Consider the following 19,204-nt stretch of genomic DNA (forward strand, 5'->3'; position numbering starts at 1 on the left):
GTTGAAAGTTCAATCGTGGTGAAAAAACTTCGATAACTTTTATCCTTTAATAATCATATAAAACCAAAAAATGAAAAATAAAATACAATATAGCGCGCTGTTTTTTGCAGCATTATTTTTCCTTAACAGCTGTAATTCAAAGAAAGAAGAACCTGTTGTGGCAGAAATCGAACCTAAAACTGAAACGTTTCTTTTAGAAAAAGAAAAACTAAGCACAGAATTGCGTTTACCAGCCGAATTAACTGGTTTTCAACAAGTAGATTTGTATGCTAAAGTGAGCAGTTTCGTAAAATTATTGAAAGTTGATATTGGTACGAAAGTAAAAAAAGGACAGCTTTTAATTGTTTTAGAAGCTCCGGAAATCAGTTCGCAATTAGCCGCAGCCGAATCGAGATTAAAATCGATGGAAGCGATTTATACAACGAGCAAAAGCACTTACAACCGTTTGTATGAAACCAGCAAAGTTGAAGGAACGATTTCTAAAAACGATTTAGAAATGGCAAGCGGAAAAAAGAATTCTGATTACGCACAATACCAAGCCGCAATTGCAGCGCATAAAGAAGTTTCGATTATGAGAGGTTATCTTGAAATCCGCGCTCCGTTTGATGGTGTTGTAGCGGCAAGAAACGTGAATTTAGGAACATTTGTTGGTCCGGCAGGAAAAGGTTCAGATTTGCCTTTATTAACCATTCAACAGCAAGATAAATTACGTTTGGCGGTTTCTATTCCAGAATTGTATACAGGATATTTACATGAAGGCGATGAAATGAGTTTTAATGTAAAATCACTGCCTGAAACTTTTAAAGCTAAAATTACCAGAATGTCTGGGGCTTTAGATTTAAAATTACGTTCTGAGCGTGTTGAAATGGATGTTATCAATACCAAAAAAGATTTATTGCCAGGAATGGTTGCCGAAGTTCTATTACCGCTTAACGCGAAAGACAGCACATTTGTAGTTCCGAAATCGGCAGTAGTGAATTCTGCTGAAGGTTTGTTTGTAATTAGAGTTGTGAACCACAAAGCAAACAGAGTTGATATTAAAAAAGGAAGAGAAATTGACGATAAAATTGAAATTTTCGGAGATTTAAGCCTTAAAGATAAACTGGTAAAAATTGCCAGCGAAGAAACTAAGGAAGGCGATATCATAAACGAATAACCTGCGTTTAGTCTTCAATTTAGTGATTACCAAAAACTGTACGCATTCTTGAATGCGGCATTTTAAAATTGTTACTGATTTTAAAATGCAAATCTAAAATTTGCCTTGAAGGACGGTACTTGATATAGTGCCGTCCTTTTTTTGTGTTTTCCTGCAAGGTTTTTAAAACCTTGTAGGTATTCTGATTACCGTGAAAATTTCTTGTAAAGACGCAGAGTCGCTACGTTTTTTTTAAACCATATAAGTGATATAAGAAAATTCAAGTTTTACTGGTAAAAAAAACTCTTCTTCTATGAAAGTTAAAAACTTAATATACAACAGAATAAACCAGTAAAAATACGTGGTTGTTTAGATTGATAAATTGATAATTTTGGAAAAAGAAAGGTTTGTTATATATAAAAAAATTGTTAGCAGTTAAACTTAAGATAATCTAATAAATAATTTATAATGGAAACAGAAACAAAGGCTTACAAAACAATACTTGAAGAACAAAAATTAAAATTAGAAATACTTGAACTTGAGAAAAAATGGTATAAAAAACCAACTTTTTTTGTTCCAACGATTGCATCTCTATCCAGTATATTTATTCTTTGGGTAACAGGTTTTTTTAATACAAAAATAGAATCACTAAACAATTCTATTGATAAACTAAACAAAGTAAAAGATGAACTTACTACCGATAGTTTAAAATTAGCTAAAGAAAAAAATCTGTTACAGCTGCAAATAAATAGCCTTTCTGATTCTTTAAAAACAGCGACTATGCCAATTATTACTATTGTACTTTACAAAATGTTTGGTAAAGGTGAGGAAGATGTAGGAATCTATATGTCAAATACTGGGACAGGAACAGCATATTTTAAAGAGATCAATTTCTATTACAATAACGAAGTATTTAAATATGAAGAAAAAAATCCCCTTTTTCTTCAAAAAATGCTTATTCCTTTAGGACTAAATTCAAGTTATATGGAAACTGAGAGTAAAATAACTAGTAATAATATAAAAACATCAGGTTCACTTGGACCTGGACAGATTTTCCCTATTCTACGAGTGGTAAAAAGCAAATCCAATCTATACAATATTGAAAAATTTCTTACAGCTATTGTTGGATTAGAAATAGAAGTAATTTATCAATCTTCAAAAGGAAAAGTTTCTACAATGCGCCGAAAGTTTACAAAAGAAGAATGTGAAATTTTATACTAGTCTTTGCTTCCTGGCTCGAGCGTCTCACTCCTGAACATATTTTCACACTTTAACGTAAACCTATTTTAGGACAAGACAGTCAGATATTACCAAAAACAAATACAAGAATTATGAATATTAACGAAATAAATAAATTTCTAAAATCTGATGTTGCGTCAGAAATTAAAGACTCTCAATTTACTTTAAAATTTCCTATTTCAAATTTTGAAAACACTTACAACATATCAACATTATATAGATATGTAACTGATCAAATTAAAAAATGGGATGAGTATGAAGCACTGCCGTCAGATTTATTAAAAAGTAAAAATTATTTTGCTACAATTCTAACTAGAATTGAACAATTAATTGAAATGACGCAAAATGGTAATCTTTCCCATCTATATATTGCAGAATTACAATCCTCAATTAGCACATATGATTATGAAAAAATGATGCCCGCTGATTCAAGTGAAGCTTTTTTTTTAATTTCAGCCTTTAAAGAATCCGCAAAACTTTTTGATGCTGCCTATACTTATTTTGCTGGAAGGGTTAACCATACGTCATTATCAAATAAGGAATATTTTAAAGGTATTACAATGGCAATATTATTTGAACTTAGAGAAAGTCCATCAATTAACCACTCATCTCATGACCGAAGTTCTTTTAATTCTTTAAAAACCAGAGTTGAAAAATATGTCTCGGATTCTGATAAAGAATTAAAGGAATTATTGGAAGTTGGAGAAAATAAAATAGATTCCTTTGTTAAAACATCTGATCAAATAAAAAAAGATGATCAAGAAAAACTAAACAAATGGTTTAGTTTGAATCAAATAACTGCTAAAACTTTTTCTGAAGAAGTAAATGAAGAAAGAAAAAACATTGAACAAACTTATAAAGAACTCTTACAATTACAAGCACCTGCTCAGCACTGGAAAGAAACTTCACAAAAACTATTAGATGAAGGACATATGTTTATGAGAGCATTATTTGCATTAATACTAGTAGGCGGGTTCTCTTTATACATGCTTCTATGGAAAACACCAGAGAGTATGTTGGCAAGTTTTTTTAGCGACGATAAAATTGCAGCTATCCGTTGGTCAATTGTTTTCGTGACATTTATTTCCTTAATCTTTTTTGGTATTCAATCTTTGCGTAAAGCTATGTTTTCGAGTTTCCATTTAGCAAGAGATGCACAAGAGAGAGAGAAACTAACTATGTACTATCTTTCATTAATTAAAGAAGGTGCAATTGTAGATGATGACAAAAAACTGATTCTACAATCTCTTTTTAGTAGAGCAGATTCAGGATTATTAAAAGAAGATAGTAGTCCAACTATGCCTGGCATAATAGATAAAATTAAGGGGTAAATTGATATCATCTCTAAAATTAACAAATTAAATATGGAAAATGAACCAAAAGAAAAAATTGATATAGAAAATTTTCGCATGTATTATCAATTACAATATGACAGAATAGATCACTTAGAAACACGGCGAGAAAATTTTAGTAATTTTATTTTGACGATTAGCTCTGGTGTATTCATATTAACACTTACAAATGCTAAAGATTTTAATAACATATTATCATTAGGATTGTTTCTGTTTATGTCGTTTATTAATTTAATAGCAATAGCATTTTTTAATAGCACAATGCCATTTATAACTATGCATCAGGAAAGAGCAAAAGCTGCAAGAATAAAATATGATAAAATATTATCAGCATTAAATGAAAGCATTAAAAAACCTGAACCGCAAATCAAAATAAAAAAATGGAAAATATCCTGTAAACGTCATAATATTTACAAACTACTTCACTATGTTATTATTATTTTTTTTGGTGCATTAGCATTATATTTAATTTTTTTCCATAATGTCTCGGGCGACCCACTCTTAAACTCAAAGAATGGTAAAATTTAAACAAAAAACCTCGATTTGAAAAAATCGAGGTTTTTTATAAAATTTATTCTCCATCCAAATAAGGATTCAAAACTTCAGCCAATTCATTCAGCCAAAAAAAGCTGTTTTCTAAATTATCTATTCCATTTTGAAGAGTTTCATGTTCTCGCATAACGCCTAAAGCGAGGATATAATTTACCTGCCTTATTACTTTAGCCATGTCTTGCGGATCAATTTTAGTGTTGAAGAAATTCAGAAGCCTTGTTTCAGCTTCTTTGGAAAGTGTGTTTGTTTTCATGTCTTCCATTTAATGAATTAAAGCCTATTTTGGTAAGACATATTACTTGTCAACCATAAAAGGCAAATTTTATTTTATTTTAAATGTGAAGATTTAAGAACTTCAAATGTAGAGAAAAATATTTTAAAAAGAAAGATTTTTCTTTCAATTAATATATTGCTTTTATCAAATATAAGAAATCTATATTTCAGCAGGCATTTATCGCATTTTTGTCATTTCGACCGAAGGAAGAAATCGCACTAGACACTCCGCAAAGTGAGTCCACAATCTTTGTCGAGCTACTTTTGGAGATTTCTCCCTTCGGTCGAAATGACAAACTAGACGTAAAATAGGAACGCTAACACTAGCAAAAGACAAAAAAATCAAAAATAAACTCCACAATTATTTTAAAACATAGCCTCTGGTTTCAACCAGAGGAACGCAAAGATTAATCCTCAATTAATTAAAAAAATCAATTGCCTCCAGCTTTAGCTGGAGGTATAAATAAGAATAATTGTAAGGCTTTAGCCAAAATGCGTGTTTTGGCTAAAGCCTTATTACTATTGAATCTTTTAATCCCCTAGTTAAAACTAGGGACTATTCAATAAAAAAAATGCAAGACCAAAATTGATCTTGCATTTTTTGCAATTTGACAAATCTAGATAAAATATCTTTTTTAGACTGTTTGACGCTCGTGTTTTCCTTCTTTAATTTCTTCTACCATTTTTTTATTAAAAGCGGGCAAATCATTGGGGTTTCGGCTGGTTACTAATCCGTTGTCTACGACAACTTCTGAGTCTTCCCATTGCGCTCCGGCATTTTTTAAATCGTTTTTAATGGAGAAGAACGAAGTTACTTTTCGACCTTCTAAAACGTCAGCATCTACCAGAATTTGAGGTCCATGACAAATAGCAGCTACTGGTTTTTTACTTTCAAAAAAAGAACGTACAAAATTTACTGCTGCTTCTTCTCTTCTCAATAAATCAGGGTTAATTACTCCTCCCGGCAAAACCAAAGCATCATAATCTGCTTCATTTGCCTGATCTAATACAACATCAACATTATATTCGTTGCTCCAATTTCCGTCTTTCCAAGATTTGATAGTTCCAGATTTCAGACTGACGATATCTGCATTCCAACCTTGCTCTTCCAGATAGGCTTTTGGCGATGATAATTCTGATTCTTCAAAACCGTTTGTGGCTAATATTGCTATATTCTTTTTCATGATTTTAAATATTTAAAATGTTATTAATTTGATTTAAGCTAAAATTAGTTATTTCAAACAGCCAGCAGAAACAGACGCTGTTAAAGCTTTCTTTAATAAAAGTTAATTAATTGAAAATCAAATTTTTATTAAAAATTAAACTGAAATTATATAAAATTGATGTCAATTTGGTTCACTATTTTATAGGATTTTAATAGAGAATAATTGCACAATTCGTTTACTACGAAGTAAAAGGAAATTCCAGAATCAGAATATACCTTTTGGTGCGCGAAGTGTCGCTCATAAATTAAAGAATGATAACAATCAATAAAAAAACCTCGATTTTTTCAAATCGAGGTTTTTATAAATTCTATTCCTTCTCCAAATAAGGATTCAAAACTTCGGCCAATTCATTCAGCCAAAAAAAGCTGTTTTCTAAATTATCAATTCCGTTTTGAAGAGTTTCATGTTCTCGCATAACGCCTAAAGCAAGGATATAATTTACCTGCCTTATTGCTTTGGCCATGTCTTGCGGATCAATTTTAGTGTTGAAGAAATTTAGAAGTCTTGTTTGAGCTTCTTTTGAAATTGTGTTTGTATTCATAATCCTAAAATTCAATAATTTGACGCTTATAATTAGTTGTTTAAAATGCTAATAATGCTCACAGTTGTTGAATCCCACATATTAAAAATTGTAGGTTTCACATTGTATAATACTGTCGTCCGTAATTTTAGGAATGACAAATATAGTAAAATTTTTCAGTATTCATATTCTTTTTCTTACAATAAATATTTTTATTTTAAACAATAAATAAGAAAATCAAATTACCTCAAACGCATTAAATCATAATCAAAAATTAATACATTTGAAAAATCCTCTTGAAACCAAATTCTATATGAAGATAAAGCCATTTAAAATTATTCTACCTCTTTTAACTTTCTTTTCGTTGGGTTGTAAAAACCCTGAAAAAAAGAAAATTGACAATCAAGAATCTAACGAAATGACAGAAGCTGATTTGCTTAATCACGTCAGACTTGCTATTAATCCAAAATTTCAAGATTGGGTTTTATTCAAAAACGGAACTTATATAATTTTTGACAATGCAGATACCATTCCAGATTTAGAAAGCGAGGCAATAAAATTAATGAAAGAATTTGGCCCGGTACATGTCGGAGGATCCGCCGGAGACTTTAGCGTTATTCATTTAAATCAAACCGAAGGCTGGATTGTTTCAGGACATGGATACGGAATGTATACGTATGTAAGCCCTAACGAACTAGGTTCTGAAAAACCAAATGATGTTCAAATTGGTCTGGAAGGCAGAAGTAAAAGAAATGTGGATGGCCAAAATCCTGTAATAAGACATGTAAATCGAAAAGCAAACAGCCAATAAAAATTTATGATTGAAAGTATTAGTGATTGGGAAAAAAAGCAACAAACTTATTTAATCGTATCTGTAACCTGTTTCATCATAGGGACTTACTTTTTTATGAAAGTCATCAGTGGAAGCTATATAATAAAACAATCAGAACTTCAGGTCTATGAAAATCTAATCACTTCAACCGCTCCTCAATTCAAAGAAAGAAAAGGGAAGCATAGTAAAAAATGGATAGAAATTAACTGTATAAATAATCAAACTACTTTTGAGATTGACAGTTATGATTATAGATGTGTTAATGATGATGAAGTACTAAATGAAATAAAAGCCGGAGATACAATCTCAATTTCCATTTTAAAAGATGATATAGACGATTTTGACACGGAAACTTCTTGTGAAATTCATTCATTAATAAAAAACAACAAAGAATATCTAAGCCTTAAATGTAGAAATGAAGAAGATAATGATGATGGAAAATTCGGGTTTTTACTCCTATTTTCTATATCTATTATAACAGCAATAGTGCATTCTCTATCTAAAAAACCCAAACTTTTTGATAAAGTCAATCCAGAAATTATAATTGGAATTGCAGTTATAATACTTTTATTTGTTCTTTATTATATATGTAATATATATTCGATTTTAGATTAATATTACATCACCAAAAACCAGTAAATACCTTATGAAAAAAATTATTTCTTTACTATTTCTTGTAGTTCTTTCTTCATGCGATCAGAATCATTCGAATGAAAAATTTGAAAAGAAAACAGTCGAAAATAAATATTCATTATCTGTTCCGGAAAGTCTTGGCGTTACGACTGAGTTAAATGATCAGGCTTCTTTACAATTACAGAATCAGTTTGACGAATTTTATGTTATTGTAATAGATGAATTAAAAAGTGATTTTGTAAATGCTATTGAAAATAATTTATTAAACACAACACCAGATCTCGATGGATATTACAATGCGACTTTGAATAATTTTAAAAAATCAGGTTTAAAAGATTTTAAGCTCTACGATGTAAAGAAAAAGAAAATTAATTCCTCAAGTGCTATTGTTTTTTCAGTATCTGGAATCAGCGACGGTTTTAATGTTTTTTATCGATTCGCAATTGTACAGGGAAAAGACCGATACTATCAAATCATGTCATGGACAGAAGCCAGTAAAGAAGAAAAATATACTGAAAGAATGAATAGAATTCTAGATTCTTTTAATGTAGAAGAAGCGGGTTATTCGAAAAGCAAAAATCGTTTAGCAAAAGACAGAACGAAAAAATAATGAGAGAAAATATTCTATTACTTCTCCAAATAATAACGGTAGACTTTTTTACAGCCTTTGGTTTATATTCAATTTTATATCTAATTGTTTCAATTTTTGTAAAGAAACCAATTCTGTACAAAATAGATGAAGAAGCCGTTAAGTTTATTTCTTTGGCTGGCGTAATTTATTTTGCAGTCTGGATAATTGGAATTTTTGTTTTTTATGCAGAAAAAAATTCCGAAGAACAAAGCGCTATGCTCAACAGACTGTTTGGCGAATACTGGTTTGGAATTTGGTCGCAGCCTATTTTATGGTTCGCTCTTACGCAATTACTGCGATTTAAAAAAGTCAGCAAAAATGCTTTATTGAGAATGATATTTAGCTTTTTACTTATTGTTTCAATTGAACGATTTATTATTTTTATTAGTAGTTTCCATCGTGATTATTTGCCAAGCTCCTGGACAATGTATCGTGATTTAGATATTTATCCCTCTAATTTTTTTCTTGCATTGTTGATGAAAATTATGGTGTTTTTGCTTTTTGTTGAAATATATTATTTGGTAAAAATTCAGATAAAAAAAATTACCAAAACTAAGAGAATTGAGAATTAAAAATACCTTATTTTAATACAATAAAAACTTTTAAGGGTGTAGTAACCGAAAAACACAGTCCTATATTTACAAAACTACACCAAAACTTAAAAGATTTTTATATGCTCAATAACCAAAAAGTAACCGAACTATTATCACAAAAATTCAATTCAAACATCTGTATTTATGGTAGTTTCCCAAAAAGTAAATACACTTCTATACTTGATGTAAATAACGGAACTAACTTTATTACTTCAGATAATCTAGTCTATTCCTTTAAAGATAACGAACGCCATCGGTGGTTTACCGTTGTACATTCATTTCACGCAAATGGGAAAGAATATTTTCCAAGCATTGGCGATCATTATACTTTAGAAAATGGAATACAATATAGCTTTACAACCAAAGACGAAATTGTAGAAATGGCGGTTGCGTATTTCAGTAAACATGTTTCAATAAGTTGATCCTATTTACAAAAAGAACGTGAGAGATTTGTTAGCACTTCTAAAATTTGTCGATTATGATTGCGGGGCTTCATTTATGCATTTTTAAACTGGACTGAAGTCCAGCCCTACAATATGGATCATTCCTTCGGAATTTTTGTTTTTCATTACATGAAAAAGAAATCTTTTTCTTTTTTTGTATCTATTGTTCATCTTATCGAAGCTAGGAAAAGAGCCAAAGGCTCGGCCTATATTGTAGGGCTGGACTTTAGTCCAGTTCAAGGCATAGTTTGTAGAGCCAGATTTTAACCCGGTTTAGGGTATAATTTTTATGCACCAAATTTTCACATCAATGTAATTCATTTTAAACTGGACTGAAGTCCAGCCCTACAATATGGATCATTCCTTCGGAATTTTTTGTTTTTCATTACATGAAAAAGAAATCTTTTTCTTTTTTTGTATCTATTGTTCATCTTATCGAAGCTAGGAAAAGAGCCAGAGGCTCGGCCTATATTGTAGGGCTGGACTTTAGTCCAGTTCAAGGCATAGTTTGTATGGATCGGATTTCAATCCGGTTCAAGACATATAATCTAATTCAATATGAAACGATCTTTTAAAATATTATGAAAAAATAAAATTCGTAGAAATGAAAATAGAAATAAAATATAGAGATTAACATTAAAATTAGACTTTTGTTTTAACTTTGTTGAACAACTTTAGTAAATTAATATCATGCAAGCAATTAATATCACAGCATATACAGAAGACGCTTCTCAAATAGAAGCTGTAAAAGCTTTTATGAAAGCACTAAAGATCAAATTTGAGATAGCTAATGTGAAACCTTACGAGTTATCTGCAGAACAGCAGCAAATTTTAGATAGTCAAATTAATTCAGACAAAAGCCAATATACAGATGCTGAATCACTATATACTGATTTAAAAAAGAAGTATGAATTATAAGATTATTGTTTCTCCAATTGCATTAAAAAACATTGAAGAAGCTGTTGAATACTATATATCAAAAGTTAGTAAGAAAGTCGCCTTAGGCTTTCTTAATGATTATAAAAAAGTTTACAAAGCCTTACAAATAAATCCTTTTTGTCAATTTCACGATAATAATTATCGCTATATTCCATTTAAAAAATTCCCATATATTGCATTTTTTATAGTTGATGAGTTATCAAAAACGATATTTTTAAATGCTATTTTTCATACATCTCAAAATCCAGAAAAATTTCCTTTAAGATAAAGAACAACAGGATCGACCAATATGGTAGCGCCGGATTTTAATCCGGTCTAAAGCGTGTTTTTATTATGCGTTTTTAAACTGGACTAAAGTCCAGCCCTACAATATAGGCCGAGCCTCTGGCTCTTTTTTTGGACGGAATAAAATTCCGAAGGAATGATCCATATTGTAGAGCTGGACTTTAGTCCAGTTTAATAACGGGAATTATTCCGTCGTAAATTCGTGTAAAATTACCAACGCCCAACCTTATAATAGCAAAAAAATAATTTTTATTTTTTAATGCTTCTGATGCAAATTCATATTGGCTCTTAAAAATCCTTCAGTAAAGGATATACTTTTTTAAACTTATTGAACGCAGCTTCATATACATTTTTATGTTTCGTGTTAGGAAAATAGGTTTGTCCCGTTTTGTTATCATTTGTGATCTCCTCGCCGATTGATTTCAAACCTATAAGAACAGCTCCCCAGGAAGATCCTTCGATAGTTTGCGAGGTTTCAACCTGCATCTGAAAAATATCAGCAACCATTTGAAGCCATAGTTCGCTTTTACCAAATCCGCCGCTGGCCATAACTTTTGTTTCTTTTCTGTGTTCGGGATCCGGAATTAAAATTTCTGTGATTTGAAACAATCCAAATAAAATTCCTTCTAAAGTGGCTCGTACCAAGTGCGCTTGTGTGTGCGTAATCTGCATTCCTAAAAGAGTTCCCTCAGCCGAGGCATCCCAGATTGGCGCTCGTTCTCCCAATAAATAAGGTACAAAAAGCAGTCCATCAGAACCCGCAGGAATTTTTGCGGCTTCTTCAATAAGAACTTCTAAAGATTGTTCTGTTTTTAGTAAAGTTTCTTTCAGCCATTGTAAAATTATCGCGCCATTATTGACAGCCCCTAAAGTAAGATATTGATTGTTCATCAAATGATAACACTGCGTGCGCATTTGGTCGTCAAGATACGGTTTGTCAATGGGCAGTCGAACTGCTCCGCTTGTGCCAATAGTTAAAGCAATACAATTTTTGTTCATGGCACCTGTTCCGAGATTGGCCAACGCACCGTCGCCACCGCCAATTACATACAGAAAATCATCTGAAATTCCTTTGCATTGGTGTATGACTTCGCAAACTTTAGGTAGTTGGTGCGGCTTTATGTTTAAGAAATCTAAAACTTCCTCATCCCAATCTAAAGTATGAATGTTTAGCAATCCGGTTCCGGACGCCATGGAAGTGTCTGTATAATATTCATTGGTCAAATGATGCCAAACATATTCTTTTATACTGATGAATTTATAGGTTTTGGAAAATAGTTCAGGGTCAAATTCTTTGAACCAGGCAATTTTTGTCAAGGGAGAAAAAGGATGAATTGGTATTCCGGTTTTTTGATAAAAGTGTTTTCCCTGATCTGAATTTTTAAGTTTTTCGGCAATTCCCGCAGCTCTGTTATCTGCCCATAAAATAGCATCTGTCAGTGGTTTTCCATTTTCATCGATTGCAATAACACTTTGCATCGCCGAGCTAAAACTGATAAACTGAGGCTGAATTCCGTTTGTAATCTCGTTAATACATTCTTTTACGGTTTGCAAAATTTCGTTCGGTTTTTGAACACTCCATTCCGGCTTAGGATGGTACATTTCGTACGACTTAACAATTTGTCGAAGCACATTTCCCTGTTTATCAAAACAAACGGCTTTTGTGGCTGTTGTTCCAATGTCAATACCAATATACAATGCTTCCATGTTCTTTATTTGATCCATAAATTTAATATGTTAAATATATTCATTTAAAATTGCTTAGGAAAATTATAAAAAAGATACCTTCTCGCCTAGCCCCGATCGAAACGACATCTCCCGATTTAGAAAAACAAGGCTTTTTAGCCGTAGTTTTTGTTTATCGGGAATATAGTGGAGAGCGGGACTAAACGTTCTTTTGAAAACGGAATTTCTGCTCCTCAAAAGAATCTTAACCCAGCTTTGCAGAATATCAGAAATAAAAACTACTTTTAAAAACGCTTTAAAAGCAATTTTTAAACCTTTTTATAATGCTCCAACTTAAAATAAAATCACAACTTATATTTGTTATTACTTTAACTATTACAAATTTTATATACGCTCAGACATCAAAAGAAAAAAGCTATAAATTAATAGCAAAAGGCGCAGTTCTCACAAAACTATCCGATCAATTCAGTTTTACGGAAGGCCCTGCAGTAGATAAAAAAGGAAATATTTATTTTACAGATCAGCCTAATAATAGAATCATGAAATGGTCTGTTAATAGCGAACTTTCTGTTTTTATGGAAAATGCAGGAAGAGCTAACGGTTTGTATTTTGATCACGCAGGAAATCTTTTGGCTTGCGCCGATGAAAAAAATGAGCTTTGGAAAATAGATAAGAATAAAAATTATACTGTATTACTAAACAACTTTGAAGGAAAAAGGTTGAATGGTCCCAATGATCTTTGGGTTGATCCAAAAGGCGGTATCTATTTTACAGATCCTTTTTACCAAAGGGATTACTGGAAACATACTTCCAAAGAAATAGAGAAAGAATGTGTTTACTATTTATCTCCGGATAAATCCAAAATTATCAACGTTGGGGATGACCTTGTAAAACCTAATGGCATTATTGGAACTTCAGATGGAAAAACCTTATACGTAGCGGATATAGGAGCAAATAAAACGTACTCTTATGCAATCGAAAGTAATGGTTCTTTAGGCAAAAAAACGCTGTTTACTGAATCCGGTTCAGATGGAATGACAATAGACAATTCTGGAAACATTTACTTATGCGGAAAAGGAGTTACCATATTCAATTCGCAAGGAGAAAAAATAGCCCATATTGATATTCCTGAACCATGGACAGCTAATGTTTGTTTTGGAGGAAAAAAATTTAAAACATTATTCATTACTGCCAGTAAAAGTGTTTATACGATAGAAATGAGTGTTCGGGGAATGAAATAATCGATAAATCATCGTTCCTATTTTCTCTGTTTATTTTTAGTACTTTCCAAAATTTTGATTGAAATTTTATTCGTTAGTGAGAAATCAGACTTTTTTCAGAATCAAAAAACTTCAAAATCATCTTAATTTGATTCGAATTCAGGTTGAATTTTGCTTAAAATGAAATTTTACAAAAATACAAAACCTTTCGAAATACCTTATTTTACTAGTATTTTAGTTCTCTCTATGATAGAATAAGAAAATATTATGACAAATTTATTTCATTATTAGAAAAACCGCCATACATTTGCCTAACAGTGTTAAACAATTTAATACTCGAATATAATGGCTAGCAAAGATCGAATTTTAAGACAAAAAGAAGAGACAAGGAATAATATCCTTGGGGCTGCTTATGATATCGTAAAAGATGAAGGCTGGAATGGTTTGAGTATGCGTAAAATTGCCGACAGAATCGAATATACTGCTCCTATTATTTATGAATACTTTTCAAATAAGGAAGCAATACTTGAAGAATTGACAGGTAAAGGTTTTATTAAACTGACTAAAGAACTACAAGTTGCAATAGATAAGTTTGAAAAACCAGAAGATCAATTAGAAGCCATGTGGATGACTTACTGGGACTTCGCTTTTACAAATACTGAAATGTATCAGTTAATGTTTGGTGTTCAAATGACCTGCTGCGCACAACGATGTTCGGCTCAGGAGGGACCTTACAAATTATTCACAGGAGTTATTGCTGATGTAATGAAAGACAGCAATCCGAGTGAAGATATCATTAAACAAAAATATTTTACTTTCTTTTCTGTTATTCATGGTTTAATCGCCATCAACATCATTAACAAAAGTGATATTTTAGAAACAATAAATGCTCAAATTTTGAAAGATGCCATTGGTGGTATCATCAAATCAATACAATAGATTTTTTTTTTCAATTTTTACTTAACAGTGTAAAATAATTTAATTGGATAATATAAAATCCTTTTTTTTATAACCTTAACTTAACACTGTTAGAAAATTTAATAGAGTAATAAAAGCTCTTTTTTTAGACTTTTACTTAACGCCGTTAAATATTTTAATAATGATTAAAATAGAATTGAAAAAGCTTAAAGTATGAAAGTTTGCGCACATTTACTTAACAACGTTAGATAATTTAATTTAATTAGATATGAATCCCGAGAATCCCGAGAATGCCAGAATACCTAAGAATTTAATCCGAGAAAATGTTCAACCAATTAAAACCAATATGAAAATGAAAAATGTAATAATTATAACCAGTTTTGTTCTGGCTTTAGTATTAAGCAGCTGTGGCGACAAAAATCAGGCGCCTACTGCTCCACCACCACCGGTTTTACCTGTGTTGGCTATAACAAGTGCAAATACAACTACTGATGCTGAATATCCAGCTGCTATACAAGGAACTGTAGATGTTGAAATTCGTCCGCAAGTAAGCGGAAACCTTGACAGAATTTTTGTTGACGAAGGTGCTTACGTAAGCAAAGGACAAACTTTATTTAAAATAAACGAACGTCCGTACCGTGAGCAGTTAAACAATGCTTTGGCAAGTTTACACGCTGCAGAAGCAGCTTTAATCAACGCAAACTTAGAAGTTGATAAATTGACTCCTTTAGTTCAAAACAAAGTAGTTTCTGATTATCAATTGAAAACAGCTAAAGCTTCTCAAAAAATTGCTGCTGCAAATATTGAACAGGCAAAAGCAATGGTAGGTTCTGCTAAAATTAATTTAGGATATACGAATGTAACAGCCCCTGTTAGTGGTTACATCGGAAGACTGCCTAAAAAACAAGGAAGTTTAGTTTCTGCTTCTGATGTTGAAGCTTTAACAACTTTATCTGATGTTCATGAAGTATTTGCTTATTTCTCTTTAGGTGAAACAGATTTCATCAACTTTAAAGCACAATATGCTGGAAGTTCACTTGGTGATAAAATCAAAAAATTACCTCCAGTTACTTTGATTTTAGCTGATAACAATGCTTATCCTCAAACCGGAAAAATTGATATGGTTGACGGTCAGTTTGATAAAACTACTGGAGCAATCACAATTAGAGCCACTTTCCCAAATGCAAACGGAACGTTACGTTCTGGAAACACAGGAAGAATCCGTTTAGGATTAAATCACAACGATGCTATTTTAGTGCCACAAGCTGCTACTGTTGAAATGCAGGATAAAGTATTCGTATTCACTGTAGGTAAAGACAACAAAGTAACTAAAATGCCTATTACAGTTGTGGGTAAAAGCGGTACTAATTATTTAATTAAAGAAGGTGTAAAAACTGGTGACCAAATCGTGTTAAGCGGTATTGACAAACTTCAGGATGGACAAGCGATTCAGCCAGAAAAATCAACTAAAGTTGCCGAAGTAACTAATAAAAAATAATTCTAAAAGACAATGTTCAAAATATTTATACAAAGACCTGTATTGGCAACCGTAATTTCCATTTTATTGGTAATTCTGGGAGTATTGGGTTTAACTAAATTGCCTTTACAACAGTTTCCTGATATTGCGCCACCATCGGTTTTGGTAACGGCGGTATATCCGGGAGCCAACGCAGAAACGGTTTTACGTTCTGTGGCACCTTCTATCGAAGAATCTATAAATGGTGTAGAAAACATGACTTACATGAGTTCTACAGCAAGTAATGACGGTACTTTAGCGATTACCGTTTTCTTTAAACTGGGTACAGATGCCGATCAAGCTGCGGTTAACGTACAAAACAGAGTGGCACAGGCAACGAGTCAGCTTCCTGCCGAGGTTGTGCAGCAAGGTATTGTTACGGCGAAACAACAAAACAGTTTCATCATGGCAATTGGTATGTACACAGATGATGAAGCAAAATACGATCAGACTTTTGTTGCCAACTATGCGCAAATCAATATTATTCCGGAGTTAAAACGTATTCCGGGTGTAGGTTCTGCCAGTATTTTTGGTGGTGTAAAAGATTACTCTATGCGTGTTTGGTTGAATCCAACACAGATGTCAACTTATAAAGTGACGCCAAGCGAAGTGATGGGCGCTATCCAGGACAAAAGTTTGGAAGCGGCTCCAGGGAAATTTGGAGAGCGAAGCAAAGAGGTTTTTGAATACGTTATTAAATACAAAGGAAAATTAACGAAACCAGAAGACTATCAAAACATTGCAATTCGTTCTAATCCTGATGGTTCAGTACTTCGCTTAAAAGACGTAGCGAGAGTTGAACTTGGAGCATATTCTTACAACAGTTTAACTCGTTTAAATGGTAAAAAAGGAATTGTAATCGGAGTTATTCAGTTAGCTGGATCTAACTCAAATGATATTCAGATTGCCATTAACAAAATGATGGAAAAGGCTTCTAAAGATTTTCCTAAAGGCATAAAACACAATATTTTCTATAGTACAAAAGTATCTCTTGACCAATCTATTGAACAAGTTGAGCATACTTTATTAGAAGCTTTTATACTTGTATTTATTGTGGTATTTATCTTCTTGCAAGATTTTAGATCAACATTAATCCCGGCTATTGCTGTACCTGTAGCAATTTTAGGAACGTTCTTCTTCATGCAGTTATTCGGATTTTCGATCAACCTTTTAACACTTTTCGCATTAATTCTGGCGATTGGTATTGTGGTCGATGATGCCATTGTGGTAGTCGAAGCGGTGCATGCGAAAATGGAGCATAAACGCTTGTCTCCAAAAGTCGCAACCCATGAAGCAATGCACGAAATAACGGGTGCTATTATCTCGATTACGCTGGTAATGGCTGCTGTATTCCTGCCGGTTGGTTTTATGGAAGGTTCTACAGGAGTTTTCTATCGTCAGTTTGCCTTTACAATGGCAATTGCAATTGTAATTTCGGCTGTTAATGCCTTAACATTGAGTCCGGCGCTTGCGGCATTATTCTTAAAAGATAATCACGGAGCACACGATCACGACTCAGCTTATGTAAAAAAAGGATTTAAAGAGAAATTCTTTACCGCTTTCAACAGCAGTTTTGAATCTTTAACGAATCGTTACGTAGGCGGACTTAAATTCTTAATCAGAAGAAAATGGTTGAGTTTAGGCGGATTAGCTTTAATTGTTGTGGCTACGATTGTAATGGTAAAAACAACTCCTGCAGGATTTATTCCAACAGAGGATCAAGGATTTATTGCAATTGCAGTAAATACACCATCTGGAACATCATTAGACGGAACTCAAAAAGTAATGACTGAAGCTGAGAATACTTTAAAAGCATTAGACGCTTCAAGATTCGTAACCGCGATTTCAGGTTTCAACTTATTGACCAACTCTACAAGTCCATCTTCTGCAGTTGTATTCGTATTGCTTAAACCAAACGAAGAACGAGGCGAAGTAAAAAACATTGACGAAATCATGAATCAGGTTCGTGGTAAACTGGGCGCTATTTCTGGCGGAAGTTTCTTCGTATTCAGTTTCCCAACTGTTCCAGGATTTAGTAACGTTGAGGCTTTAGATTTAGTTCTACAAGATAAAACAGGAGGAAAACTGGATAAATTCAGTGGAATTTCTCAAAACTTTATCGGTGAATTAATGAAACGTCCGGAGATTGCAGTTGCCTTTACCTCTTTCAAAGCAGATTATCCACAATTACAGTTGGAAGTTAATGACGAAAAAGCAAATCAATTAGGTGTAAATGTAAAAGACATTCTGCAGACAATGCAGGCTTATTTTGGTAGCGCACAGGCATCTGATTTCAACAGATTTGGTAAATATTACCGTGTTGTAGTTCAGGCTGATATTGCCGACAGAGCTGATCCAACAGCAATTGACCGTGTATTTGTGAAAAACAGAACAGGCGAAATGGTGCCAATAAATACTTTAGTAAAACTAACTCGTATTTATGGTTCAGAAACCGCATCACGATACAATTTATTTAACTCAATTTCTATTAATGCCATTCCGAAACCAGGATTTAGTTCAGGAGATGCCATTAAAGCAATTGAAGAAGTAGCAGCACAACAATTACCTGCAGGTTACGGGTTTGAATTCTCGGGCCAAACTCGTGAGGAGATTTCATCTGGAGGACAATCCGCAACAATATTCTTACTGTGTTTGATATTCGTTTATTTCTTACTTGCTGCACAGTACGAAAGTTACATTTTGCCTTTGGCAGTAATCTTATCAATCCCTGCAGGTATTTTTGGAGTATTCGTAGCTATTGGTTTAACTGGAATTGAGAACAACATTTATGTACAAGTTGCCCTTGTCATGCTGATTGGACTTCTCGCCAAAAATGCCATTCTGATCGTCGAATTTGCCGTACAGAAAAGAAAATCGGGACAAGCGTTAGTTAGAGCTTCAATCGATGCTGCAAAATTACGTTTACGACCAATTATCATGACGTCTCTTGCCTTTATCGTAGGTTTAATACCAATGATGAGCGCCACAGGGCCATCAGCTCAAGGTAACCACTCTATTAGTATTGGTGCCGCCGGAGGTATGATTTCAGGAGTAATTCTAGGTTTGTTTATCATTCCTGTTTTATTCATCATCTTCCAGCATTTACAAGAAAAGGTTTCTGGAAAACCAGTTGCCGTAATTCATAATGAAGAAAAATAATAAATGGAAAACTATATAACCACAGCTTTAGTAGCCATCATAATTGGCATCG

The 19,204-nt window shown here is 32.7% G+C and carries 19 protein-coding genes; 15 read left to right on the plus strand and 4 right to left on the minus strand.

Translation table 11 applies throughout. The features are described 5' to 3' along the window. The first annotated feature begins 70 nt into the window (after positions 1 to 70). The 4 genes from NLJ00_RS21110 to NLJ00_RS21125 all read left to right on the plus strand — a co-directional run bounded on the left by NLJ00_RS21110 (position 71) and on the right by NLJ00_RS21125 (position 4,254). On the plus strand, positions 71 to 1,156 hold the full coding sequence (locus NLJ00_RS21110; RefSeq protein ID WP_256635307.1) for an efflux RND transporter periplasmic adaptor subunit: 1,086 nt from the start codon (positions 71 to 73) through the stop codon (positions 1,154 to 1,156). A gap of 447 nt (positions 1,157 to 1,603) precedes the next feature. Continuing rightward, positions 1,604 to 2,356: a hypothetical protein gene (locus tag NLJ00_RS21115; RefSeq protein ID WP_256635308.1), complete on the plus strand. Its 753-nt coding sequence runs from the start codon at positions 1,604 to 1,606 to the stop codon at positions 2,354 to 2,356. A 110-nt stretch (positions 2,357 to 2,466) separates the two neighbouring features. Then, positions 2,467 to 3,705, plus strand: coding sequence for a DUF6161 domain-containing protein (locus tag NLJ00_RS21120; RefSeq protein ID WP_256635309.1), 1,239 nt, complete (start codon positions 2,467 to 2,469; stop codon positions 3,703 to 3,705). Positions 3,706 to 3,738: 33 nt separating this feature from the next. After that, positions 3,739 to 4,254 (plus strand): hypothetical protein, encoded by a 516-nt coding sequence (locus NLJ00_RS21125; protein ID WP_256635310.1) that lies wholly within the window; start codon positions 3,739 to 3,741, stop codon positions 4,252 to 4,254. Between the two features lie 43 nt (positions 4,255 to 4,297). On the opposite strand, the gene NLJ00_RS21130 is transcribed toward NLJ00_RS21125, so the two are convergent. The 3 genes from NLJ00_RS21130 to NLJ00_RS21140 all read right to left on the minus strand — a co-directional run bounded on the left by NLJ00_RS21130 (position 4,298) and on the right by NLJ00_RS21140 (position 6,318). Beyond that, positions 4,298 to 4,531: a hypothetical protein gene (locus NLJ00_RS21130; protein ID WP_256635311.1), complete on the minus strand. Its 234-nt coding sequence runs from the start codon at positions 4,529 to 4,531 to the stop codon at positions 4,298 to 4,300. Between the two features lie 655 nt (positions 4,532 to 5,186). Then, positions 5,187 to 5,735, minus strand: a complete 549-nt coding sequence (locus NLJ00_RS21135; RefSeq protein ID WP_256635312.1) for a type 1 glutamine amidotransferase domain-containing protein — start codon at positions 5,733 to 5,735, stop codon at positions 5,187 to 5,189. A 349-nt stretch (positions 5,736 to 6,084) separates the two neighbouring features. After that, a complete protein-coding gene (locus NLJ00_RS21140) occupies positions 6,085 to 6,318 on the minus strand; it encodes a hypothetical protein (RefSeq protein ID WP_256635313.1) in 234 nt (77 codons plus the stop codon). Between the two features lie 292 nt (positions 6,319 to 6,610). Here NLJ00_RS21140 and NLJ00_RS21145 point away from each other — a divergent pair, with 292 nt between their 5' ends. The 7 genes from NLJ00_RS21145 to NLJ00_RS21175 all read left to right on the plus strand — a co-directional run bounded on the left by NLJ00_RS21145 (position 6,611) and on the right by NLJ00_RS21175 (position 10,636). Beyond that, positions 6,611 to 7,108, plus strand: coding sequence for a hypothetical protein (locus NLJ00_RS21145; RefSeq protein WP_256635314.1), 498 nt, complete (start codon positions 6,611 to 6,613; stop codon positions 7,106 to 7,108). A 6-nt stretch (positions 7,109 to 7,114) separates the two neighbouring features. Continuing rightward, a complete protein-coding gene (locus NLJ00_RS21150) occupies positions 7,115 to 7,744 on the plus strand; it encodes a hypothetical protein (RefSeq protein ID WP_256635315.1) in 630 nt (209 codons plus the stop codon). 31 nt (positions 7,745 to 7,775) lie between these two features. Beyond that, positions 7,776 to 8,372: a hypothetical protein gene (locus tag NLJ00_RS21155; RefSeq protein ID WP_256635316.1), complete on the plus strand. Its 597-nt coding sequence runs from the start codon at positions 7,776 to 7,778 to the stop codon at positions 8,370 to 8,372. Continuing rightward, complete coding sequence (locus tag NLJ00_RS21160; protein WP_256635317.1) at positions 8,372 to 8,965, plus strand: hypothetical protein; 594 nt, start codon at positions 8,372 to 8,374, stop codon at positions 8,963 to 8,965. Before NLJ00_RS21155 ends, NLJ00_RS21160 begins: the two co-directional genes overlap by 1 nt. A gap of 101 nt (positions 8,966 to 9,066) precedes the next feature. After that, positions 9,067 to 9,408 (plus strand): hypothetical protein, encoded by a 342-nt coding sequence (locus NLJ00_RS21165; protein ID WP_256635318.1) that lies wholly within the window; start codon positions 9,067 to 9,069, stop codon positions 9,406 to 9,408. A 711-nt stretch (positions 9,409 to 10,119) separates the two neighbouring features. Further along, positions 10,120 to 10,347 carry a DUF2683 family protein gene (locus NLJ00_RS21170; RefSeq protein ID WP_256635319.1) on the plus strand — a complete coding sequence of 76 codons (228 nt, stop codon included), beginning with the start codon at positions 10,120 to 10,122 and terminating at the stop codon, positions 10,345 to 10,347. Further along, on the plus strand, positions 10,337 to 10,636 hold the full coding sequence (locus tag NLJ00_RS21175; RefSeq protein WP_256635320.1) for a type II toxin-antitoxin system RelE/ParE family toxin: 300 nt from the start codon (positions 10,337 to 10,339) through the stop codon (positions 10,634 to 10,636). Before NLJ00_RS21170 ends, NLJ00_RS21175 begins: the two co-directional genes overlap by 11 nt. Positions 10,637 to 10,941: 305 nt before the next feature. Here NLJ00_RS21175 and NLJ00_RS21180 read toward each other — a convergent pair whose 3' ends face one another. Continuing rightward, positions 10,942 to 12,378, minus strand: a complete 1,437-nt coding sequence (locus NLJ00_RS21180) for a gluconokinase (protein WP_256635321.1) — start codon at positions 12,376 to 12,378, stop codon at positions 10,942 to 10,944. Between the two features lie 284 nt (positions 12,379 to 12,662). Between NLJ00_RS21180 and NLJ00_RS21185 the strand changes: the two genes are divergently transcribed. From NLJ00_RS21185 to NLJ00_RS21200, 4 genes are all read left to right on the plus strand, one after another. Next, the gene (locus tag NLJ00_RS21185) at positions 12,663 to 13,580 is read left to right on the plus strand and encodes an SMP-30/gluconolactonase/LRE family protein (RefSeq protein ID WP_256635322.1); all 918 of its coding nucleotides are present in this window, start codon (positions 12,663 to 12,665) and stop codon (positions 13,578 to 13,580) included. A 324-nt stretch (positions 13,581 to 13,904) separates the two neighbouring features. Beyond that, positions 13,905 to 14,498: a TetR/AcrR family transcriptional regulator gene (locus NLJ00_RS21190; RefSeq protein WP_053474489.1), complete on the plus strand. Its 594-nt coding sequence runs from the start codon at positions 13,905 to 13,907 to the stop codon at positions 14,496 to 14,498. Between the two features lie 325 nt (positions 14,499 to 14,823). Then, positions 14,824 to 15,975, plus strand: a complete 1,152-nt coding sequence (locus NLJ00_RS21195) for an efflux RND transporter periplasmic adaptor subunit (RefSeq protein WP_256637486.1) — start codon at positions 14,824 to 14,826, stop codon at positions 15,973 to 15,975. 12 nt (positions 15,976 to 15,987) lie between these two features. Next, positions 15,988 to 19,152 carry an efflux RND transporter permease subunit gene (locus NLJ00_RS21200; RefSeq protein WP_256635323.1) on the plus strand — a complete coding sequence of 1,055 codons (3,165 nt, stop codon included), beginning with the start codon at positions 15,988 to 15,990 and terminating at the stop codon, positions 19,150 to 19,152. Positions 19,153 to 19,204 lie beyond the last annotated feature (52 nt).

The sequence above is a fragment of the Flavobacterium panici genome (assembly GCF_024499525.1).
Classification (GTDB): Bacteria; Bacteroidota; Bacteroidia; order Flavobacteriales; family Flavobacteriaceae; genus Flavobacterium; species Flavobacterium panici.